The 20,074-nt window shown below is 50.4% G+C and carries 23 protein-coding genes; 9 read left to right on the top strand and 14 right to left on the bottom strand.

Going from position 1 to position 20,074, the window contains the following annotated elements:
* Positions 1-97: 97 nt before the first annotated feature.
* Positions 98-376, top strand: a complete 279-nt coding sequence (locus ACZ5ZV_RS13185) for a hypothetical protein (RefSeq protein ID WP_464117539.1) — start codon at positions 98-100, stop codon at positions 374-376.
* Here ACZ5ZV_RS13185 and ACZ5ZV_RS13180 read toward each other — a convergent pair whose 3' ends face one another.
* Positions 377-1,423 carry a polyamine ABC transporter substrate-binding protein gene (locus tag ACZ5ZV_RS13180; RefSeq protein WP_464117538.1) on the bottom strand — a complete coding sequence of 349 codons (1,047 nt, stop codon included), beginning with the start codon at positions 1,421-1,423 and terminating at the stop codon, positions 377-379.
* Between the two features lie 29 nt (positions 1,424-1,452).
* Here ACZ5ZV_RS13180 and ACZ5ZV_RS13175 point away from each other — a divergent pair, with 29 nt between their 5' ends.
* The 7 genes from ACZ5ZV_RS13175 to ACZ5ZV_RS13145 all read left to right on the top strand — a co-directional run bounded on the left by ACZ5ZV_RS13175 (position 1,453) and on the right by ACZ5ZV_RS13145 (position 7,138).
* Entirely contained in the window at positions 1,453-2,331 is an 879-nt protein-coding gene (locus tag ACZ5ZV_RS13175) for an ABC transporter ATP-binding protein (RefSeq protein WP_464117537.1), read from the top strand.
* Entirely contained in the window at positions 2,328-3,158 is an 831-nt protein-coding gene (locus ACZ5ZV_RS13170) for an ABC transporter permease (RefSeq protein WP_464117536.1), read from the top strand. The genes ACZ5ZV_RS13175 and ACZ5ZV_RS13170 overlap by 4 nt, the downstream gene beginning before the upstream one ends.
* Positions 3,148-3,990, top strand: a complete 843-nt coding sequence (locus ACZ5ZV_RS13165) for an ABC transporter permease (protein ID WP_464117535.1) — start codon at positions 3,148-3,150, stop codon at positions 3,988-3,990. Before ACZ5ZV_RS13170 ends, ACZ5ZV_RS13165 begins: the two co-directional genes overlap by 11 nt.
* Positions 3,959-5,215 (top strand): MFS transporter, encoded by a 1,257-nt coding sequence (locus ACZ5ZV_RS13160; RefSeq protein ID WP_464117534.1) that lies wholly within the window; start codon positions 3,959-3,961, stop codon positions 5,213-5,215. The genes ACZ5ZV_RS13165 and ACZ5ZV_RS13160 overlap by 32 nt, the downstream gene beginning before the upstream one ends.
* An 80-nt stretch (positions 5,216-5,295) precedes the next feature.
* The gene (locus ACZ5ZV_RS13155; RefSeq protein WP_464117533.1) at positions 5,296-5,886 is read left to right on the top strand and encodes an RlmE family RNA methyltransferase; all 591 of its coding nucleotides are present in this window, start codon (positions 5,296-5,298) and stop codon (positions 5,884-5,886) included.
* A complete protein-coding gene (locus tag ACZ5ZV_RS13150; protein WP_464117532.1) occupies positions 5,883-6,560 on the top strand; it encodes an RluA family pseudouridine synthase in 678 nt (225 codons plus the stop codon). The genes ACZ5ZV_RS13155 and ACZ5ZV_RS13150 overlap by 4 nt, the downstream gene beginning before the upstream one ends.
* An 86-nt stretch (positions 6,561-6,646) precedes the next feature.
* Positions 6,647-7,138 (top strand): MarR family winged helix-turn-helix transcriptional regulator, encoded by a 492-nt coding sequence (locus tag ACZ5ZV_RS13145; protein WP_464117531.1) that lies wholly within the window; start codon positions 6,647-6,649, stop codon positions 7,136-7,138.
* A gap of 4 nt (positions 7,139-7,142) precedes the next feature.
* On the opposite strand, the gene ACZ5ZV_RS13140 is transcribed toward ACZ5ZV_RS13145, so the two are convergent.
* The 7 genes from ACZ5ZV_RS13140 to ACZ5ZV_RS13110 all read right to left on the bottom strand — a co-directional run bounded on the left by ACZ5ZV_RS13140 (position 7,143) and on the right by ACZ5ZV_RS13110 (position 12,424).
* The gene (locus ACZ5ZV_RS13140; protein ID WP_464117530.1) at positions 7,143-7,781 is read right to left on the bottom strand and encodes an HD domain-containing protein; all 639 of its coding nucleotides are present in this window, start codon (positions 7,779-7,781) and stop codon (positions 7,143-7,145) included.
* Positions 7,782-7,795: 14 nt separating this feature from the next.
* Positions 7,796-8,626, bottom strand: a complete 831-nt coding sequence (locus tag ACZ5ZV_RS13135) for a C1 family peptidase (protein ID WP_464117529.1) — start codon at positions 8,624-8,626, stop codon at positions 7,796-7,798.
* A 26-nt stretch (positions 8,627-8,652) separates the two neighbouring features.
* Complete coding sequence (locus ACZ5ZV_RS13130; RefSeq protein WP_464117528.1) at positions 8,653-9,150, bottom strand: hypothetical protein; 498 nt, start codon at positions 9,148-9,150, stop codon at positions 8,653-8,655.
* A gap of 104 nt (positions 9,151-9,254) precedes the next feature.
* Positions 9,255-9,587, bottom strand: a complete 333-nt coding sequence (locus ACZ5ZV_RS13125) for a VOC family protein (protein ID WP_464117527.1) — start codon at positions 9,585-9,587, stop codon at positions 9,255-9,257.
* A 68-nt stretch (positions 9,588-9,655) separates the two neighbouring features.
* Positions 9,656-10,177, bottom strand: a complete 522-nt coding sequence (locus ACZ5ZV_RS13120) for a thermonuclease family protein (RefSeq protein ID WP_464117526.1) — start codon at positions 10,175-10,177, stop codon at positions 9,656-9,658.
* A gap of 50 nt (positions 10,178-10,227) precedes the next feature.
* Positions 10,228-11,094 (bottom strand): S8 family peptidase, encoded by an 867-nt coding sequence (locus ACZ5ZV_RS13115; RefSeq protein WP_464117524.1) that lies wholly within the window; start codon positions 11,092-11,094, stop codon positions 10,228-10,230.
* Between the two features lie 220 nt (positions 11,095-11,314).
* Entirely contained in the window at positions 11,315-12,424 is a 1,110-nt protein-coding gene (locus ACZ5ZV_RS13110; RefSeq protein ID WP_464117523.1) for a GGDEF domain-containing protein, read from the bottom strand.
* A gap of 257 nt (positions 12,425-12,681) precedes the next feature.
* Between ACZ5ZV_RS13110 and ACZ5ZV_RS13105 the strand changes: the two genes are divergently transcribed.
* Positions 12,682-14,250 carry an FAD-dependent oxidoreductase gene (locus ACZ5ZV_RS13105; protein WP_464117522.1) on the top strand — a complete coding sequence of 523 codons (1,569 nt, stop codon included), beginning with the start codon at positions 12,682-12,684 and terminating at the stop codon, positions 14,248-14,250.
* Between the two features lie 21 nt (positions 14,251-14,271).
* Here ACZ5ZV_RS13105 and ACZ5ZV_RS13100 read toward each other — a convergent pair whose 3' ends face one another.
* The 6 genes from ACZ5ZV_RS13100 to ACZ5ZV_RS13075 form a co-directional block, all read right to left on the bottom strand.
* Positions 14,272-14,724, bottom strand: a complete 453-nt coding sequence (locus ACZ5ZV_RS13100) for an OsmC family protein (protein ID WP_464117521.1) — start codon at positions 14,722-14,724, stop codon at positions 14,272-14,274.
* A gap of 28 nt (positions 14,725-14,752) precedes the next feature.
* On the bottom strand, positions 14,753-14,929 hold the full coding sequence (locus ACZ5ZV_RS13095) for a DUF1328 domain-containing protein (RefSeq protein ID WP_262552510.1): 177 nt from the start codon (positions 14,927-14,929) through the stop codon (positions 14,753-14,755).
* Entirely contained in the window at positions 14,922-15,128 is a 207-nt protein-coding gene (locus tag ACZ5ZV_RS13090; RefSeq protein ID WP_464117520.1) for a hypothetical protein, read from the bottom strand. The genes ACZ5ZV_RS13095 and ACZ5ZV_RS13090 overlap by 8 nt, the downstream gene beginning before the upstream one ends.
* Before the next feature lie 141 nt (positions 15,129-15,269).
* Positions 15,270-16,079, bottom strand: coding sequence for a hypothetical protein (locus tag ACZ5ZV_RS13085; protein ID WP_464117518.1), 810 nt, complete (start codon positions 16,077-16,079; stop codon positions 15,270-15,272).
* 338 nt (positions 16,080-16,417) lie between these two features.
* Positions 16,418-16,732 carry a hypothetical protein gene (locus tag ACZ5ZV_RS13080; RefSeq protein ID WP_464117517.1) on the bottom strand — a complete coding sequence of 105 codons (315 nt, stop codon included), beginning with the start codon at positions 16,730-16,732 and terminating at the stop codon, positions 16,418-16,420.
* Positions 16,733-16,879: 147 nt separating this feature from the next.
* On the bottom strand, positions 16,880-20,038 hold the full coding sequence (locus tag ACZ5ZV_RS13075; protein WP_464117516.1) for a S8 family serine peptidase: 3,159 nt from the start codon (positions 20,036-20,038) through the stop codon (positions 16,880-16,882).
* Positions 20,039-20,074: the final 36 nt, after the last annotated feature.

Genomic DNA, 20,074 nt, shown 5'->3' with positions numbered 1-20,074 from the left:
GTTCGGTAAGAATTGTTAGAAAAATTCATAAAGCTTCCCCGTAGTCCTGCCGAAAAGTTCTACGAAATAACCAAAAAATTGAACGTAGGTGGTGGTTATGAATTCAGAGTTAGGGGCTTTTGCCCTGAGGCAGGTGTTTGCCTCGCTCGCTGTCCTGGGGCCGATACTTATCCTGGTGGGCCTTTGTTACTTCCTTTTCAATCAGGATCGACGCAGTATCATCTTGTATATTGGGGGCGGGCTGTTGTTGACGGTGATTGGTGTGACCTGTCTTTACTCCGAGCTGCGTACGGAGGATTCGCGGGCCCAGGAGCGGGAGGCCGAGCTGCAGCAGGAAAGAGCGGATTCTTTGGCCAGTGAATCCGCTCAAAAGTAGTTAGTGAGTTTTAACTTCCGTCCAAGCGTCTTCATAGAGCTTGTTGTTGTCGCCCTGATCCTGGATGCGCTCCAGCTTTTTCAAGGTTTCTTCTGCTGGGAACAAAGCTTTGTTGTTTTGTAGTTCTTTAGGCAAAGCGGCGCGGGTGTTCTTCAAAACAGGTCCCCCCAGAATGGTTTTTACGCGGTTGATTTCAGCTTGCTCGCTGAGCAGGAAGTTGATCAGCTTGTGGGCTGCTTCCGAGTGTTTGGCGCCTTTAATAATCACCAGATTGTCGATGGCCAGGGTGCCACCTTCTTCAGGAATAATATACTCAATTTTGCCCGGAGACTTTTCCGCAGCCTGAAGGGCATCAGAAGAATAGGTCTGAGCCGCCGCCACCTCTTTATTGTTCAGAATGTCGATCGTGTCAGAAGCAAACATCTTCAGGGACTTTTTAGCCTTCAGAAGACTTTGTTTGGCTTTGTTGACTTCTTCAGGATTCGTAGTGTTGACGCTATAGCCATGCATTTTTAAAGCAGCCCCCAGAGTTTCCCGCACGTCATCCAAAAGGGCGAATTTGCCTTTGAGTTGTGGGTTGTCCAGAAGATCCTTCCAGCTCTTGACGGAGCCCTTGTAAAGGTCCCGGTTGACCGCGATTCCTGCCGTCGTCCAGATGTAGGGTAAGGAGAACTTGTTCTCCGGGTCGAAGTTCTGTTTTAGGAACTGTTCACTGATCAGATCTTTGTTAGGAACCTGGTCCATCTTCAAATGCTCCAGCAGATTCATTTTGGACATGACTTCCACCATGTAGTCCGAAGGCACAGCGACATCTATGCCGGAAGAGCCCATTTGCACTTTGGCCAGCAGCTCCTCATTCGAGGAATAGTTGGAAATATTGATTTTGATTCCGGTTTCTTTCTCAAACTGAGCCTGAAGTTCCGGGGAAAGATAGTTGCCCCAGATAGACAGATTTACTTCTTTGGCTTGGCTTGTTTCCGCCGTTTTTTTTGTACATCCTGCAAGAAGCCCACAAAGAGCCAGTCCGGCCATCAATATTCTCGACATTTTTTTAATTCCTTCATATTGTTAGAGGCATGTTGGAACTTCTGAATATCGGCAAAAGTTTTTCCAGTCAAACGGCGTTGAAAGGAATTAATCTTTCCATCGGCGAGGGTGAGTTCTTTTCTTTGCTGGGCCCGAGTGGGTGTGGAAAGACAACACTTCTAAGAATCATTGCCGGTCTTGAGTCGGCCACCAGTGGACAAATTCTTCTGGATGGTCAGCGCGTGGATCAGCTTCCGGCGCAAAAACGCCCCTTCAACATGGTCTTTCAGCGCTATGCTTTGTTCCCGCACATGAGTGTGGGCGAAAATATCGCCTATGGTCTGCGTTTGCGGGGGCTGTCCCGTGATGCTATTGAAGCCAAGGTTGCCGAAGTGCTGGCGCTGGTGGACATGGGCGAGTTCCGCGATCGCAAACCTGACACGCTGTCGGGGGGGCAAAGTCAGCGCGTGGCGGTTGCGCGCGCCCTGGTGAATGAGCCACGTGTGTTGCTTTTGGATGAACCCCTTTCGGCGTTGGATCATAAAATGCGTGAGCACATGCAAAAAGAGCTTCGGGCCTTGCAACAAAAGTTGGGTCTGACTTTTATTTGTGTGACGCACGATCAAGAGGAAGCCCTGGCGCTTTCGGACCGTATTGGCATCATGAGCCGGGGAGTCCTGGAGCAGATCAGCTCCCCCCGTGAAATTTACGAGAATCCGGAGACCATCTTTGCCGCCCAATTTGTTGAATCTACCAGTATGTTGCGTGGAGAGTTGGTCGAGGTCAGCGAGGACTTGGCCACCATTCGTTTGGGGGATGGCAGCCTGATTAAAGGCAAGATCAATGTGCCGCCGGATCAGATTCGTCTGGGAATGAGCATTGAGGCCTATGTGCGCCGAGCGATGGTTTTCGGAGAGCGCGCCAAGTGAAGCTGCGCGATCTTTTTCTATTGCCTGCGGCATTGTGGTTTGCGGTTTTTATTCTGCTTCCGGTTCTTATCGTCGTGATTGTCAGTTTTGCCACCCGTGGAACTTACGGGGGGCTTGATTGGACGTGGACGCTTCAGAACTACTCGCGGGCGTTTTCATCCACTTATCTGGGGATTTTTCTTGAAAGCTTTCAGCTGGCTCTTCTGACCACGTTCATCTGTCTGGTGGTCGGGGTTTTGATTTCCTGGGCGATGGCCACAACGTCGCCAGGCATGCGTCAGGTGTATTTGATGGCGATGGTTCTGCCATTTTTAACCAATCTGGTGATTCGTATCTATGCGATTCGAATGTTTGTCGGGGTTGAGGGGCCTTTGCAGGCGGGGCTGTCTCTGGCCGGAGTGCCGTTTGATCCCTATGCACTGACACAGAACAAAGCTCTGGTGCTCTATGGGATGGTGACGACGTATTTGCCGTTCATGGTGCTGCCTGTGTACGGAGCTTTTGAGAAATTTGATTTCTCATTGGTGGAAGCTGCGCAGGATTTGGGGGCAGGCATCTGGCGGATTCTATTTACAGTGATCCTGCCAAATCTGAAAATGGCTTTGTGGGCGGGTTCTTTGTTGGTGTTTATACCCTCGTTGGGGGAATACGTGATTCCCGATCTCTTGGGTGGAGCCAAAACCATGCTTTATGGAAACCTCATCACCGAGCAGTTTTTAAAGTCCCGTGATTGGCCTTTTGGTGCGGCCCTGTCAGTCTTGATGATGATCCTTCTTCTGGGAATGGCGGCGTTGTTCCGTTTGTGGGGGGCACGACATGGCAAGTGAAGAACGTCGTCGCCCAGCCGCCCCCAAGGCGGCCACCGTGGTTTTGTGGTTGATGCTGATTTTACTTCACACGCCGATTGTGGTGATGATTTTCGGTGCGTTGATTGAAAAGACGCCGGACTCATGGGGCTGGACATTGCGATGGTTTGCGGAAGTCCTGTCCGACCAGGCGCTGATGGATGCGCTGGTCAGCAGCTTAAAGGTCGGCTTTGCCGCCAGTGTGCTTTCAACTTTAATCGGTACTGCGGCGGCCGTAGGACTGCATCGTTCTGCAGGCGTGTGGAAGTGGGCTGTAGAGGGGCTCTCGGTGGTGTCTTTGATTTTCCCGGAGATCGTTTTTGCCCTTTCACTGCTGTCATTGTTTTTTGTTCTGAAATTTGAGCTGGGACTTTTGACGGTGGTCATTGCGCATGTCAGCTTCAGTGTTTCCTATGTGATGATGACGGTGGGTGCAAGACTGGCCACAATGGATCGATCCTATGAAGATGCCGCCCGGGATCTGGGAGCCAGTGATTGGCAGACTTACCGTACCGTGGTCCTTCCTCTGTTGATGCCTTCGATCGTCGGCGGTTTCATTCTAAGTTTCTTGTTGTCCTTTGATGATTTCCTGATCACGTACTTCGTCAATGGTGTGGGCACGGATACGTTGCCGGTGAAGCTTTACACGGCGATGAAGTTGGGTGTCAGCCCGAAATTGAATGCGTTGTCCAGCTTGATGTTTGTTATGACTTTGCTGGCGCTGATTTTCTTCTTCCGTTCTTCCGCGTTCCGTGTTTTCTTTGAGTCTGGCCGGAGGACTCATGGAGAAAGCACAAAGAAAGAAAATTCTTAGCTGGGCGTTTTATGATTGGGCGAACAGCGCCTATTCAACGACTGTCATGGCGGCATTCTTCCCCGTTTTCCTGAAACAATATTGGAGTATTGGCGCGGATCCTATTGTAACCACCGCCCGTTTGGGTGTGACGATTTCCGTATCCAGCCTGGCCGTGGCCCTGATGAGCCCCACACTGGGGGTTATCGCCGACATGAAGGGCTTTAAAAAACTCTTTTGCATGCTCTTTACAATCATGGGTGTGATCTCCTGTGCGTGGATGGGATTTATTCCCAGCGGGGATTGGGTGAGTGCTCTGTGGGCCTATGCATTGGCACTGTTTGCGTTTAACGCCAGCAGTGTCTTTTATGATTCTTTGCTGCCGTATGTGGCACCGACTCGTTATATGGACTATGCCTCCAGCCTTGGATATTCCCTGGGATATTTGGGGGGCGGTCTTTTGCTTTTGCTAAATGTGTTGATGGCTCTTCATCCGCAAAGTTTTGGAATTCCTGATGCGACAGCTGCGACGAAGTTGTCCTTTATGATGGTGTCGGTGTGGTGGCTTGCGTTTTCCTTGCCGCTTTTTAAAAACATCCCCGAGCCTCAAGGGGGCCAGTCCTCCCATAATGTGTGGAAGCTCACCCAAAGCAGTGTGCAAACGCTGAAAAAGACTTTAAAAGAACTTCTGCATGAGCGGAATTTGTTTTTGTTCATGGCCGCCTATTGGCTTTATATCGACGGTGTTTACACCGTGATGACGATGGCGGTGGACTATGGGATCTCCATCGGCTTTGAATCCAAGGACCTGATTGCGGCGCTTCTGATCACTCAGTTTATCGGCTTCCCGTGCGCGTATTTGTTCGGAACCATGACGGGGCGCTGGGGGACGAAAAAGCCGATTCTGGCCTGTATTTGTGTCTATGGGGTGACGGTCATTGCGGCGACTCAGATGTCGGCGGCCTGGCACTTCTATCTTTTGGCCGTTGTGATCGGGATGGTTCAGGGTGGGGTGCAGTCGCTCAGCCGCTCTATGTTCGGCCGTATGATACCGAAGCAGGCCAGTGGTGAATACTTTGGTTTGTTCAATCTGGTGGGTCGTTTCGCCTCGATCCTGGGGCCGTTGGTGGTTGCAGGAGGCGCTTTATTAACGGGCAGCTCACGTCTGGGGATGGTGGGGTTGTTGGTTCTTTTTGTTGTGGGTGGTGGACTGCTTGCAATGGTGCAAGAGCCTGAGCGCCCCTAGGATACGGCCAAGATCACCTTTTTACCGAGACTTCTGATATTTGTGGACTTTGCGCGGGGATAGCGACATAACCCTACGATATGACTTATAATCCTCGCGATCACTACTTCAAAAAAGCCAAACAGGAAAACTTTGCGGCTCGTTCCGTCTTCAAGCTGGAAGAGATCGACAAGAAATTCAAAATGTTCAAGCCCGGTCAGGTGGTTTTGGATTTGGGAGCTTCTCCGGGGTCCTGGTCGCAGTATGCCTCCAAGGTTTCCGGCGAGAAGGGGCGAGTGCTGGGGGTTGATTTAAGCCCTGTCACAGTGAAGTTGAAAAATGCTGTTTTCATTCAGGCAGATTTGCGCGATTTGAATCTTGAAGAAATTTTCAAGGAACACGGTTTTGAACCGCCGTTTGATATTGTGATGTCAGATATGGCACCTAAAACCACGGGCATTCGTATGACCGATCAAGCGCGCTCCATGGAACTGTGCGAGCTGGCGCTGGATGTAGCTCGTCGCTTTTTGAAAAAAGACGGTCACTTTGTCTGCAAACTATTTCATAGCGATGATTTCGGCAAACTGCGTGATGAAATGAAAAAGACATTTGCGAAAGTGGAAGCTGTGAAGCCGGACTCCACACGCAAGATTTCCAAAGAAATCTTTTTAGTAGGCCTTAGCAAACGATGATCCGCATCGTCTTTGAGAATTCTCACTTTGTTATCTGTGACAAACCTCACGGGGTTCTCTCCACCCCCAGTCGTTTTGAAGAAGATGATGAACGGTTGTGCCTGGGGACGGCTTTGCAGAAGTCTTTGGGGGTGCAGATTTATCCGGTGAATCGACTGGACTTTGAGGTTTCCGGTCTGATTGTCTATGCCAAAACTCCGGAAGCGCACCGCAAGGGCAATGCTTGGTTTGAACATAAAGAAGTCACAAAGACCTATCGTGCGCTCACGACGGGGCAAAATTATTCTCATATTCCTGCCAATGTTGTGAATCCGCGAGTGACCCTGAATCTTGAGGTGGGGAACACTTTTGAGTGGCGCTGTCGTATGCTGCGTGGAAAACGTCGTGCATATGAAAGCCCTCAGGGCAAAGACTGTCTGACGGTGGCGCGCTATCTGGGGCAGCGTGAATCGCAGCAGATCTGGGACTTGAATCCAGTCACAGGACGTTCGCATCAGTTGCGATTTGATTTAAGCCGTCATGGTTTTCCGATTGTGGGTGATAAGCTCTACGGATCCAATGTGGAACTTGAAAACAACCGCATTGCTCTGCGCTCTTATAAAATTGATTTTTCGCGCGCCAATGGAGCCCGTGCTCTAGGCTTGCCAGAGATTCTTGAGATCGAATCTCTCTGATTTTTGAAGCCTTTGCGAAACGTCATGTATGGCAGCTCATGTAAAAAGAGTTTGCACGAAGTCATTGAATAGTTCTTAATAATTACATGAGTATCGATTCGGTTTCTGAGTATCGTTCCGAGGTGGGTGAAGTCATGGACTATATCCGCCATATCTTCAAAGCCCTGCGTGTTTCCTCCAGTCAGTTTGAAAAAGAGCTGGGTTTGAGCGCCGCACAGATTTTTGTGATGAAAAAGCTGAAGCAAGAGCCGGGTTTGTCGATTAACGACCTGGCTCTGAGGACCACGACACATCAAAGTTCTGTGTCGGTTGTGGTCAAGAAGCTGGAAGAGCAGGGATTTGTGTCGCGCACGGTGTCTCCGGAAGATTCCCGCAAAGTGGTTGTCTCTTTGACTCCATCTGGTCAGGAGAAGCTTGGTGAGATTCCTCGCACGGTTCAAGAAGATATGATTGATGCTCTTCAAAAAATGAGTCCTGAAAAAACAGAGGCTCTGGCGCAGATTATGAAAGAGTTCGTATCCAGCGCGGGAATTATTGAAAGTGAAATCGCACCGATGTTCGGTGAGAGCAACCGCTGATTGATTAAATTTCTCTTTTGATTTGTTCCAGATAAGTTTTGATGAAGGCGATGCGATGTTCGCCTTCTTTTTTTGCCGCGGTCGTATTCAGGTGATCCACCAATTTAAAAAGCTTTTGAAAGAAATGGTCAATGCCATAACTTTTATCATCCAAAGCACGGTTTTCTGCCCAAGGGTCTTCTTCCGCGTAAAACGGCCGGCTCATCTGAGTGGACGTTGCAAAGCAACGTGCGATGCCGATGGCGCCAAGGCTGTCCAGGCGATCGGCATCTTGAACGATCTTGGCTTCCAGAGTGGTGGGCTTAATACCCGCACTGAAACTGTGTGCTTCAATAGCGTGGCGAATGTCTTCGAAATGCTCTTCCGGATAGTTTACCGACTTCAGATACTCTAGCGTGGCCTCAGCAGAAAGTTGTGAAGCATAAGGACGGCGAGGATCGTTTTTGGGAACGTTGATGTAATCGTGAAAGAAGGCAGCGGGAAGAACAACCTCCCAGTTGGCTCCTTCGGCTTCTGTCAGGTGTTTGGCGGTGTTTACCACACGCAGAATATGAAGATAGTCGTGTGCCGGATCCGTGCTGGGATAAAGCACACGTGCTTTGTTGCTAAAAAGATGAAACCACTTTTTTTCGTCAAACACCATGAAAAGAGCCTATCTTAGGGTTCAATGACCCTCACCATAGGACCTGTCAGTTTGTCAAAAAACGCCGTCAAAGGCTGATCTGAATATCCATCCACATGATCAAAGGTAACAAAGCCATAACCGCCCTGACCCCATTCTTCGCCCCAGGAGTTTTTAAACATAAAGACTTTTTGTACATCATCATATCCCACGATCAGAACTGCATGGCCGCCGCAGGCGATCTTTCTGGAATTGCACTGCTCATCGATTTCGGGAGAATAGGTGAATGTACCTTTAGAATCGTTGATGTAAGGAAGCGCGACCTTTAAAGTCACAACCACCGGACGATTTTGATCCAGCTCCTGCATAAAAAGAGTGGACCACGGACGACGGACCCACATTTGTGTCAGGATCTTGGTGCGCAGGCTTCGATAGTCCACGAGCGAGACCTTTTGTTGGCCCAGATTATAGAAGGCGTGCTGTTCTGGACTGAGCCCCTTGGTGAAATCGGGGCTGCTGGCCTGATAAGGCAGTTGATGTTCCTGGTAGAAGGTCATTCCATTGGTGAAATTCAGCAAAAGCTGGTAGGTGTTGCCAAATTCAACTTCGGGGCGCCAGGGGGAAAGAACCTTGTGGCGGTAGATTTCGTATTCTTCTGAAATATCGAAATCTTGTCCAAATTGGTTCTTGATTGTGGATTCCACCAGGGCCGAGACGGCAAAGTAGGCGCAAGTGTCGCGGTTTTTCTGATTCTTGACGGACGTCTGCAAGTGGCGCAGGTCCACCTGTTTGGCCAAAGCCGGCTCTAGCAGAAGGCTGCTTAGCAAGCCCACAGTTAAAATCACGCGATTAACTATTTTCTTCATCTTAAATCCCCCAAAAACCGGACAGCTTATTCTGCAGAGCTTTTGACTTCCACAGATGTTTTCAATGTCTGATCGCAGAAGTCACCACCACAGGCTTCACGCACCTTGCGTTCATCAATGAACATCTGATTTGTGTCGATGGTGTGTGTGATGTCAGTCAAGGAGCCATCAGCCGTGAAGCCGACAACTTTGACTTCATAGATACCCGCAGCTTTGCGAGTTGCGGACTTGAATTCAAAAACCTGGTCGTCGATTTTAAAGTCGGCAGAGATATTTCCCATTTCCGCAAGGCTGGAGTATCCCAGATACACCGTGTAGCGGGGGGATACGTCGGTGCTGAGGCCGTGGTCTTCGACAATGACCGATACTTTTTTGGCAGAAGAGCCCGCATCTTTTTTGTCCACCAGACGCACCACCTGATCAATACTGGATGGAGTGACTTGCAAGGACTGAGAAGGAACGGATTTGGCAAAGGCCGTGGCAGAGAGCAACAAAGACAAGGACAGAATGGCCGCTTTCGACATGGGAATCTCCTGAGGTTAAATTCAAACCTTGGCGAAGATATCTGAAGAGCAGCGGTTTTTAAACTGTCAAAATATTATACATGCCAAATGTTCACGGTGTGGGACTAGTCCGGTTCTGGAAGGTTGATCAGTGTGTTTTGGTAAGGGGCTGGCTCCCAAAGTTCAATGCGATTTCCTTCGGGATCGTGGACCCAGGCAAAAGAGCCAAAATCGGTCTCAACGACAGGGGACTCAATTTGGGCTCCTTGTCGGGCTAAATCGTGCAGCAGGGCTTTCAGGTTCTCCACGCGAAATTGAATAGCCGTGGGCTGATCGGAAGGGCTGAAGCCATGGGTGTCTGTGCGGGGCAGAACCCCCAAAGTCTTTTCATACCAAGAGTAAAGCTGTTGGGGATTTTGTGCTTTTGAAAAAGCAGCCCCGAAGTCTTTGATTTCCATAGTTCTATCTTTTCGGCAGAGCCAGGCACAGGCAATGCCTTCATGCCGGTTCTGTGAAGATGCACGGTCTAGTTGTTAGCGGGTTGGCGCAAGGCCTTGCACCAGTCAGGATGTCTTTTGGTCCCGCCATCATAAGCATAGGCCAGATTGTTCTTTATCAGAATGTCGGACAGGGAACGTCCGTCGACCACCACATCAGCCAGAATGCGGAAGTATTTGTCGCGCTGGACATTGTGAAGTTCGACGTTTTTGGCGTTCTTCAAGGTGCTGGCAACCAGATTGCGCGCAATACGCCCGGCCTCTTTTTCACATTTGTTTTTTGTGCGAACTTCGGGCGTGTCGATTCCCAGAACCCGCACGCTGATTTTTTTGCCGATCAAAGCCGGAACATCGGGAATATTCACGGTCAACGTGTCGCCATCATAATTCTTAAGTACTTCCACGCAGCGGAAGGTTCTGTCGTCGTGCTGGCAGGAGCGGGGAGACGAAGAAGAAAGTGTTTTGTCAGAGGCCTGCAGACTTTGGGAACAGGCCGTCAGGGTGGAGATCACAAAAACAGAAAGAAGAAACGGGCGAAGCTGAAAATTCATACTTTAAAGTCTAAGTGATCTTTGTCCGAAGGGCAAGGCGCCCCTCGGGTCTATTCCAGATTCAGACCTGCCTGCAGACTGGAAATACGAGTCTGGGAACGGACCTTCTTGCTTAGCAGTCGGTCTTTGATTCCACTGCTGACTAAAACCCGCTTGATTTCCTGAGGTGTCAGCGTCTGCCAAGGATGGCGTAGCATCAGGGCGGCAGCCAATCCGCTGACCCAGGCTGTGGCTTGGGACGTTCCGCTCATATAGCCGTACTTGCCCTCGGGCAGGGCCGAGAAGATGTTCTTTCCCGGAGCAGCGATATCCACTGAGCGGGTGCCGAAGTTGCTGCTGGCCAGAAGGCGTCGTTGGGAATCCAAAGCAGCGACCGAGATGATGTTTTTCAGGTTGTAACCTGCGGGATAATAACCGACCACGTCGGTGTTGCGCCCTTCGTTGCCGGCGGCGGCGACGAACAGAATGCCCTGATCCTGGGCTTCACGAATCGCAGCCTCTTCCATGGGGCTTCTTTCATCGCCACCGCCGGAATAGTTGATAATGTCCGCTTTCATGCGGGTGGCATAACGAATGGCCTTTACAGTGTTCAAAAGGTTGTCGTTTGCCGGAACTGACGGGTCGTAGTACTTCAGAATCATAAACTTCACGCGGGAGGATCGTGCTTGCTGCTGAATGATCCCCGCGACGTGGGTGCCATGGCCATGGTGATCAGACAGGTCATGATTGTTGGAAACAAAGTTCCATCCATGGAGATCCCCGGCAAATCCGTTGCCATCGTTGTCTTTCTTATTGGTCTTTTCCCGAGGATTGGTCCACAGGTTGTTTTTGATCAGTGGGTGATTTACATCCACACCCGTATCAATGATTGCCACGACAATATCGCGATCCAGACTTTCTTGAGAGAAAGAGTTCATCGACATCCCCAAAAATGTAGTTACAAAAAATACGATTGCCTTCATGCCGAAGCACTAAAGCAAGGGAAGGGCCAGCGCCAGGCATCGATGATTTTCTTCTGAGTGGGAAATGGGCTGCGAGTGTTTAGAAATATCTGAACATTAAAAAAGCCCGAACGTTTGTTCAGGCTTTTCTGGTCACTATCAGTGAATGGACAGCTGTCTGAAGGTTAGACAGCCATTAAGCGACACGTTTGATCTGAGACTCTTTGGCGACGGTGTACTTGTTCCGGCCGGTTTGTTTGGACTCGTACAGGGCCTCGTCGGCTCTTTTATACAATGAATCCGCTTTTTCACCCGGCTGCACCTCCGCAATCCCCATGGAAATGGTGAAGCGGATCTCATAGTTTTCATGCACGAACACCTCTTTGCGGATGCGGTTCATGGCCTCTTCCGCCATGCGTGTGGCCGCTTCAGCATTGCATCCTGGCAGGATCACCGCGAACTCTTCCCCGCCCAGGCGGGCAATAAAGTCCTCTTCGCGCGAGAAACTTTCCTGAATCAGGCGCACGCACTCCTTCAGGACGAAATCACCGATATCGTGGCCGTAGGTGTCGTTGATCTTTTTAAAGAAGTCGATATCCATGATAATCAATGTCATCGGATCTTTGTCGATTTCATGCAGCTGCAGATAGCGCCGAATCTGTTCATCGTAACTGCGGCGGTTGTGAGCCCCGGTCAGATGATCCTTACGCATGGTGGTGTTGGCCTCCATCAGCTGTTTTTTGACTGTGGTCAGGCTTTTTTTGATAGTCTCCATGCGTTTGGAGCGGCGATCATTGTGCGCACTTTGATGTTTCAGATAGAAGTTGATAAACTCCCGGGACTTCATGCGCAGCTCTTCAATCGAGTTGGATTCCACGGCTTCGCGCAGTTGTTCCAGGCTTTGATTGACGTCGCCTGAGGCGGCGTTTTGTTCCTGGATTTCTTCACTGAGGTGATCAGCGAAATCCCAGATGATGCGCTTGAAGTCATCAAAGGTGTTCTGCACATAGCTGTATTCGTCAATACGATAGCTGGAGATAAACTGGCGGATTTCAAACAGCACGCGTTCCGTGTCCTGACCGTTTGGATTCACCAATTCTTTCGCAAAGCCATCAAGCTTGTTACGCACCTTGCGCACTGAGTGGTTTTGAATTTCAAAAAGATGTTTGTTGAAAACATCCAGAATAAAGAGCAGCGTGGCCCTCTCTTCAGACATGCTCGGGACGCCTTTGCCCTTTTCAGCGCCGTTTGCAGAACCCCAGTCCATGTCAAATTGCTCAACGAGCTTTTTTACCCACTGTTTCAAGTAAGCCTCCTGGGAAGGATACAACACTCTTTTATCGGAGCAGAACGGGCGGGTCTTAAGGGGACTTCGGACTGAATCTGCGGGGCCAGTCTCAGTTCGAAACAAAAATGCGGAAACCTTGCACGGCAGACAGGTTGACTCATCTTGAGATTCTATTTTTTCCTCTTGCGAGATGCATTTTGGCACTCGCAGGCCTCCGGACATTCTTTCTTGCCGTAAAGCTTTCTATGATAAGGCCCTGAAAAAAGGAGTCTATCATGGGACAATCTGCAGAGTTGAGTGGACCTGATTTTTCCAAAGGTGTTGAGGTCAGCCAGTTTTCTGACGGGCAGAAGATGTTAGGGCACGTCGGCCGGGAGGCGGTCTTACTGGTGCAACATGATGGCGAGTTCTTTGCCGTCGGGGCAACGTGTTCTCATTATGGCGGACCTTTACACGAGGGACTCGTTGTCGGAGAGACAATTCACTGTCCCTGGCATCACGCCTGTTTTGATTTGCGTACGGGGGATGCATTGAAGGCTCCCGCTTTAAATCCCATTGCCGCCTGGACTGTGGAACAACGTGAGGGACGGGTTTATGTCACAGGGAAAAAAGCCTCTACAGTGCGGCCTCGCGAATGGAGCGAGTCGCAAAGATACGTGATTGTGGGGGCGGGTGCTGCGGGCACGGCCGCTGCGATCATGTTGCGCAAACATGGATTCATCGGCCATATAGCTGTTGTAAGTGAAGATAAGTACCTGCCTTACGATCGCCCTAATTTGTCCAAAGACTATTTGGCGGGGAATATCCCCGAAGACTGGGTGTCATTGGAAGCTGAAGAATTTTATCAGCAGAACAAGATTCACTTTGAACTGGCTGCCAGGGTTGAAAAGTTGGACTCGCATCGTCGCAGCGTCTTTTTATCCAACGGAAAAACCTTGCGCTATGATCGACTTCTTTTGGCGACGGGAGGAGAACCGATCAAACCCAAGATCCCTGGAATCGAAAAACCGCACGTGCATTATTTAAGAACGTTGCAGGATTGTCGTCGGATTATTGGCAGAACCACCTGGGCCCAGAAGGTTGTTATCATCGGGGCCGGATTTATTGGTTTGGAAGCGGCGGCAGCCCTTCGTCAGCGCAATATGGAAGTTCATGTGGTGGCGCCGGAGGAAATGCCACTTCTGCGCGTGGTCGGTGTTCACGTTGGCAGTGTTTTAAAAAAGCTGCATGAAGAGCACGGGGTTCATTTTCATTTGGGGCATGGTGTGAAAGAGATCCGCGATCGCAGTGTCTTGTTGGACAGCGGTGAAAGCATTGATTGTGACTTCGTGATTGTAGGCACGGGCATTCGGCCCAGTACGGCCCTGGCGGAACAGGCCGGCTGTTGGGTGGAAAACGGTGTTCTGGTGAATGAGTATCTGGAGACCAGTGTCCCGGGCATTTTTGCCGCCGGTGATATTGCTCGATGGCCCGATCCACACAGTGATCGTGCGATCCGGGTGGAGCACTGGGAGGTGGCTGAGCGCCAAGGGCAGACGGCAGCATTGAACATGATGGGAGACTGGGTGAAATTTCAGGAGGTGCCATTTTTTTGGACTCAACACTATGATTTAAGTTTAGGGTATGTGGGTTATTCGGACCGCTTTGATCGCATGGATGTGATGGGTGATCTGGCCAGCCGCGATTTTGCGGTGGCCTATTACGAAGATCAAAGGGTGGCGGCCGTGCTGACGGTTGGAAGGGATTTAGAAAGTCTGATGGTCGAAGATGCTTTCAGTCACTTTAACGATTCAAAGCTTCACGAGGTCTTGCGTTCACAGAATCACCATGCCCCGCCATCCTAGCGGGGTATGATGAAGTCTGAGTCAGTGTGTATGCTGGGACGGGGACATGGTTTCATGAAAGTCGATATCCAGGGTGATATCGGCTTTCAAAACCTTTGAAACCGGGCAGTTGACTTTTGCATCCTGGGCAATGGATTCAAAAAGTTTTCGATCAAGCCCAGGGACCTGCGCCCGCAGTTTCAATCTGGAGCTGGTGATGCTGAACGCATCGCCATTTTTTTCCAAAGAAACGGTGGCAGACACATCCAAAGTATCGGCATTAAAACCTTTTTTTGCCAGGGCTCCGGCAAGAGCCATGGCAAAGCAGCCGGAATGAGCGGCCGCAATCAGTTCTTCGGGATTGGTGCCGGGTGTATTTTCAAAGCGGGTCGTAAAAGAGTAAGGAACGTCTTTCAGGGCCCCGCTTTCGGAATTAAGAATGCCCCTGCCATATTGAAGATTGCCCTGCCAGCGGGCCGAAGCTTTGCGTTGCATGGATTCCTCCTTGAAAAGAGGCCGCCTTTTACCGCGGTCCTTTTTTTCCACTCAGCAGATTGATAATAAAACTGATGATCGCCAGGGCCAGGAACACAAACAGCAACAGACGACCGATCTCAACGGACAGTCCCGCAATTCCCCCCGCACCCAGAAGATAGGCAACGATTGCTATGACAAAAAATATGATGGCGGCTCTAAGCATGGGAGTTCCTTTCTGTTGGGGCTGGAGGAGGCATGTGGAGCAGAATGTCTTCGAAGTTGTCCCGGGCGCTGTTCATCTGCGAGGGGTAAGGAACGGTTTCCCGTTGGTGGCGACGGGAGGCTCTTTGCATCTCGTCGAGTTCCCACTCGTAGTAGAAGGCTTTTCCGGTCTCTTCCAAGTCGTGTTTTTGTTCCGACATAGCTCCTCCTGCACTTTGATGCTTAAAGAATCCGTGTGCCAGGGGATCATGCCAAGATTTTGAAGTGAATTGTTTTAGAAAACAAATGTGTGGCGAGACAGCCTCCGAGGGAAAACAGAGGCCATCTCGTCACGAGGGAAATTATTTGCAGAAGGACAGCTTTTTTACCATGTCAGAAATCGGTGTGATTTTTTGATATCTGCCACCGCTTTTGATCACAGCCCAATAGGCCCCAGAACCGACAGTGATAGCACCTTTGTTCTTGATCTGGCGGGCCATGATACCGACGCCACAGTAAAGGTTTTTATACGGATCCAAGATGGTTTTCTTTGGATCCTTGGAGGAAAGGTGCTTGTCTTTGTTCCAGTCAAATTCACACCAGCGCGCCCATCGAACATCCTGATAGGACAGCTGTAAAAGCCCCTCAGAGTAAACCGGGTTGCCGGTCACCGGGTCCGTACCCATGGTGGTCTCGTGCATTCGGGACGTCGGATCATAGGCGCTTTCGTACTTGGCCATGGCAGAAAATAAGGCGGCCCAGACATTGGCACGCTGGTTGTTGTCCAGTCTGTCATAACGAGGGCAGAACCGATCCATATCATCAGCGCCTCCTAACAAAGTGTTCCAGTCCTCCAGGATGATCTTGTGCAAGTATTCACTCCACTGACGACGTTCGGGCTTGGTGGAGGTTTCCCAGGACAAAGCTTCGATCTTATAAGTTCCCGGACTTTCAGGGATGACAGGGACAGAGGGCTCTGTAGGGTTTTTTGGATCCGTGGATTCCGGTGTCTCAGTGTCTGGGGGAGTCTCGGCGCTGCTGTTTCCATCATCGATGGTGCTTGCCAGATCCTGAATGGAAGAAGTTGTCGGGGAGCAGGCCGCTGCCAGTAAGAAAGCTATCGTGATCGCGACAACGGACACTGTCTTGGTGAGATGTTTTGAGTTCGTCAATGGACCTCCACATGGATTTGTGATTCAGGCCCCTTCAGAAGAAACGGGAGAACGGTGCCGGCTAAACTTTGTCTCGTTCAAAATTATTTCGCCGTTGTAAGATCAAGATGTACTTTTACATTACTTGAAGGCTTAAGGCGGGTGTTGAATTTCAGGATGCAACATAAAAAATAGGACTAAGGCCGAAGAAAAGAGGGCTGGGGAGCCTTAGAGGGCTCGACTATGGTGCAAGTGAGTTTGTCAGGAATTGCTGATAGTGGGATTTTGAAGAAAAGCCGGTGCTAAATAAGATGCGGGAATAAAAAAAGCGCAGACGAAAAATCTGCGCTTTTTGTTTTTTAGTTCTGACACTGAACAGTTGCAAAGTCCGTGTCAGGCAGACGGTCCATCCACCAGTCCACGCAACCACCGGAATCGTACTGGCTGCACTGGATTTCCTTGGCTGACAAAACACCGTCAACGCAAGTTCTTACGCGGGAAACAGAGTCACAAGTATAGGCAGGACCCAGAGTTTTTGTTGGGGTGGCACTGTAGTACAACTTGAGGCTGACACCGTTTGGAATAATCAAACCATCTGCGGAAACGCAGTTCTGTGCCTGAGCCGTCTGGGCGATTGCAAAAGACGCGATGAGCGCCATCATAAGTGCTTTCATGGATTCTCCTTGTTAGATTGCTCGCGCAATATAACTAAGTTCGTCCCTTCATGTTGTCAGGAAATCGTCAAAGTCGTGTTGGGGGATGGTAAAGCTCAGAGCGCACTGCCAAGAATTTCAGCAGTGCGCCTTATATAACGTGAATTTCTATTCTTCGGACTTATAAACGGCAGGAATTACCTGGGACTGTGCATCTTCAATCAGAATATCGCGCACAGATTTGTTTTGAGGGGCATAAAGGATCAGGTCCCCCGCACCATAGCCTTTGACCAAAGAAACTTCCGTGGATGAGTTGCCACCCAGCTCCACAGTTTCCGGTAAATTGGTGTAGGCCTGCGCCATTGGATTGGCAGAGATTTTCTCCCATTTATTTTCGTGTGCCCCTAAATAGTCGTCATATTCCACCGCACCGTTGTCCTGATGGGTGGTGGAAATCTTAATGTTCAGCTCTCCTGTTGGCGCATAGGACAGCAGGGTCACGTCCGCTTCGATGATGGCCAGTGTGGAGTTATCAAAGACTCCCATCGGGCGCAAATCCAGGACCGCGCCGGTGTAGTCTTCTTTGGCTTTCTCAGGATCCGCTGCGTATTGTTGTTCATACTCTTTGCGCATTTCTCGGGCCTGATTTCCGTCCAACAACAAACTGACGAAGGATTCTTCCGTCAAACCCGGAAGATCGGATGCCGGTAGACCGGAAAGCTCCTGATCAGCCTTGCCATCGCCATCAGCGTCGATTTGCACATTCACTTCACAACGGTGCCAAGTCGTCATGCCTTCATAAAGCTTGATGGCCACTTGCAGAACGCGACCCCCATCTTTTTCGATCACACGGTAGCCGGCTGACTGCATGTCGCAGTTGCGGTTGTGGGCCAGATCCGGTTTCTTTTCTTTCTTGCGGCTGTCACCACCGATCAGATTAAACAAATAAGCCTCGCCTGTGTTGGCACTGGAGTTCTTCAGTTGAAGTTCGGCCAGGCTGCCAGCGCTGTCACCGTCGGATGTAGAGCGAACCACCAAGGATGTCGCCTCGATTTTAGAGATTTGACGAGCGACGGCCAGGGCTGGCAATTGCGCCACCACCTCTTTATCTGATACGAGCTTCAGGAAGCCATCGAGTTCGTCATTGGCGGAGGTCATCAAAGAACCTGTGATTTTTGCTTTCACCAGGATCTTTTTGCTTTCTCCCGCAGCCAAGGTCACAGAAGGCGCGCTGACTTGCAGAGCCTTGTGGCCATTCCATTGCGGAGTCACAGTGATGGATTCGGAGCTGATATTTTTGAGTGTGATTTCCTGAGCCAGTGTCTTATGCTGTTCAATGTCGGTCAAACCGAAGGACAGAGTCGCTGGAATCGTCACGATTTTGGCATTCAGGGATTCAGCCACCTGCACGCGGCCTGCTCCTTGACGGCTGACAGAATAAGTTTTCTTGTCAGCATCATGGATCACTTTACCGTGGGCCAAAAGAACAGACTTCAACTCGTAAGGATTCAGGGTCGAGTGCTTTTGCTTAAGAAGCGCCATCACCCCGGCAATGTGAGGACCGGCCATAGAGGTCCCGGACATTGTCACACCTTTGTCTCCCGCACCACGGGCAGCAGAAATAATGTTTGTCCCAGGAGCCGCAATTTCAGGCTTGATCAAACCATCTTCAGAGCGAGGACCACGGGAAGAAAACGGGGAGATCGTGTCCACCAACCAGGCCTTTTCCACCATGGCTGTGGTTTTAAGATCAGCCACCACCGGACCTGATTTAAGAGCCGCTTTGATTTGGTTGGCAACATCCAAAGTGATCATCACGGCTGGGATATCGAAACGGCCTTCTCCCCCCATGACGATGGCATCACCTGGTGCGTTGTTTGCCACAATCACCGCCAGGGCGCCGGCCTGTTGACCGCGTTTGATCTTATCCGCAAAAGCCACCACACCACGATCAATCAGAGCAATCTTGCCTTTGATCTTTTCTGCCATTTCCGCATCGAAGTCTTTATCGGCCACACCGACGAAGATCACTTCGGCTTTGGCAGAGGCCACTTCTTCCAACGGTTTAGAGACAGCCCCTTCAATGGCTTCCCCAAGGATGGTTTCAGAACCCGCCGTAAATTCCACCGCCGGGAACAGAACGTTTTGATTCATATTATCAATGCTGGACGCCACAGAGATCGCATCATCAGACACACCCGGAGCCCCCACGATATAGGACTGATCGCCAGAGTTTCCTCCTGAAGCAACCACGATGGTTCCACCGCGCACCAGATTCTTGATGGCATGGCCGTACATGATGTGAGGGTTGCCGTAACCGCTTCCCAGAGACAGGTTCACCACGTCAAGCTGGTTGGTAAAACTCAAATCACCCTGGGGGTCGGCTGCGTATTCCAATGCTGCGATGACGACTTCATCACTGGTGGAACCTTTGGCGCCGAAGACTTTGATGGCGTAAATATACGCATCCGGAGCCACACCATCATAAGTGTTCACGCCATCCCCCAGGCCGGCCACTGTTCCAGCGACGTGAGTTCCGTGGGTGGCTTCATCCAGAGGATTGGCATCAGGAACCGGGATGCGTTTCATATAGTCCGGGGACCCGGAGTTGTAAGCAGAACCCACAAGGTCAATGCCGCCGACAACTTTTCTATTTGGGAAGGAGGCGTGAGGTTTGGAAGGGTCCACGGCCAGGTAAGCCTCTTTGGTTCCTTCGCCACCAAACATTTTATGAGTATAGTCCACGCCAGTGTCGATCACCCCAACGCGCATGCCCTGACCACGGATGTTTTGAGCGTATGCGGCTTCGCTCCCGATGAATTTGACGGAAGTGTTGTTGCCGACAAGGCCCTTTTCATTGATCTCTTCATCTTCTTGAGGACGAGAGAAAGAACCAGACTGTTCAGACATGGTGACGTTCGGAAGCGCTTTGATTTTTTCAAACACCTCTGCCGGAGCCCAGATGGCCATACCGTTCAGGACACGCTTGTATCGGATCAGTACGCGGATCTCCGGAGAGATTTTTTGCAGTTCTGCGATGGTTTCAGTCTGCTCGGCTTCGATGGCCTTTAAAAGTCTTTTGTCGACAACAACTTTGCCGTCTTTTCTTTGTGCTGTTTCCAACAGAGCTGGGTTGGAAAGTTTGATGATAAAGATATAAGGCTCTTCAACCGTCGGGCGGGTGCTGTAAAGGCCTTGCAGGAAGTCAGAATTGAAAATCTCGCCTTGGGGTGCTTGGGCAGAGGGACTGCAGGCTGTGAAGAGCAAAGCTGAAATCAGCAGTGATGAAAAATATCTTAGCTGTGTCGTGGTTTTAAACGTTCTCATTATCTGCCTCTTTCGTTTAAGTGCCAAAGCGACACC

Source organism: Bdellovibrio sp. HAGR004, assembly GCF_055397015.1.
This window is presented reverse-complemented; position numbering and strand designations above follow the sequence as displayed.

What these genes read in the sequence shown, in the direction of transcription:
- ACZ5ZV_RS13135 (WP_464117529.1), bottom strand. Translation starts at nt 8,626, where the DNA reads ATGAAGAAAATAGTTAATCGCGTGATTTTAACTGTGGGCTTGCTAAGC.
- ACZ5ZV_RS13185 (WP_464117539.1), top strand. Translation starts at nt 98, where the DNA reads ATGAATTCAGAGTTAGGGGCTTTTGCCCTGAGGCAGGTGTTTGCCTCG.
- ACZ5ZV_RS13140 (WP_464117530.1), bottom strand. Translation starts at nt 7,781, where the DNA reads ATGGTGTTTGACGAAAAAAAGTGGTTTCATCTTTTTAGCAACAAAGCA.
- ACZ5ZV_RS13155 (WP_464117533.1), top strand. Translation starts at nt 5,296, where the DNA reads ATGACTTATAATCCTCGCGATCACTACTTCAAAAAAGCCAAACAGGAA.
- ACZ5ZV_RS13100 (WP_464117521.1), bottom strand. Translation starts at nt 14,724, where the DNA reads ATGCAACGCAAAGCTTCGGCCCGCTGGCAGGGCAATCTTCAATATGGC.
- ACZ5ZV_RS13090 (WP_464117520.1), bottom strand. Translation starts at nt 15,128, where the DNA reads ATGTCGGAACAAAAACACGACTTGGAAGAGACCGGAAAAGCCTTCTAC.
- ACZ5ZV_RS13120 (WP_464117526.1), bottom strand. Translation starts at nt 10,177, where the DNA reads ATGAATTTTCAGCTTCGCCCGTTTCTTCTTTCTGTTTTTGTGATCTCC.
- ACZ5ZV_RS13115 (WP_464117524.1), bottom strand. Translation starts at nt 11,094, where the DNA reads ATGAACTCTTTCTCTCAAGAAAGTCTGGATCGCGATATTGTCGTGGCA.
- ACZ5ZV_RS13080 (WP_464117517.1), bottom strand. Translation starts at nt 16,732, where the DNA reads ATGAAAGCACTTATGATGGCGCTCATCGCGTCTTTTGCAATCGCCCAG.
- ACZ5ZV_RS13130 (WP_464117528.1), bottom strand. Translation starts at nt 9,150, where the DNA reads ATGTCGAAAGCGGCCATTCTGTCCTTGTCTTTGTTGCTCTCTGCCACG.
- ACZ5ZV_RS13105 (WP_464117522.1), top strand. Translation starts at nt 12,682, where the DNA reads ATGGGACAATCTGCAGAGTTGAGTGGACCTGATTTTTCCAAAGGTGTT.
- ACZ5ZV_RS13150 (WP_464117532.1), top strand. Translation starts at nt 5,883, where the DNA reads ATGATCCGCATCGTCTTTGAGAATTCTCACTTTGTTATCTGTGACAAA.
- ACZ5ZV_RS13125 (WP_464117527.1), bottom strand. Translation starts at nt 9,587, where the DNA reads ATGGAAATCAAAGACTTCGGGGCTGCTTTTTCAAAAGCACAAAATCCC.
- ACZ5ZV_RS13145 (WP_464117531.1), top strand. Translation starts at nt 6,647, where the DNA reads ATGAGTATCGATTCGGTTTCTGAGTATCGTTCCGAGGTGGGTGAAGTC.
- ACZ5ZV_RS13175 (WP_464117537.1), top strand. Translation starts at nt 1,453, where the DNA reads ATGTTGGAACTTCTGAATATCGGCAAAAGTTTTTCCAGTCAAACGGCG.
- ACZ5ZV_RS13075 (WP_464117516.1), bottom strand. Translation starts at nt 20,038, where the DNA reads ATGAGAACGTTTAAAACCACGACACAGCTAAGATATTTTTCATCACTG.
- ACZ5ZV_RS13095 (WP_262552510.1), bottom strand. Translation starts at nt 14,929, where the DNA reads ATGCTTAGAGCCGCCATCATATTTTTTGTCATAGCAATCGTTGCCTAT.
- ACZ5ZV_RS13165 (WP_464117535.1), top strand. Translation starts at nt 3,148, where the DNA reads ATGGCAAGTGAAGAACGTCGTCGCCCAGCCGCCCCCAAGGCGGCCACC.
- ACZ5ZV_RS13180 (WP_464117538.1), bottom strand. Translation starts at nt 1,423, where the DNA reads ATGTCGAGAATATTGATGGCCGGACTGGCTCTTTGTGGGCTTCTTGCA.
- ACZ5ZV_RS13160 (WP_464117534.1), top strand. Translation starts at nt 3,959, where the DNA reads ATGGAGAAAGCACAAAGAAAGAAAATTCTTAGCTGGGCGTTTTATGAT.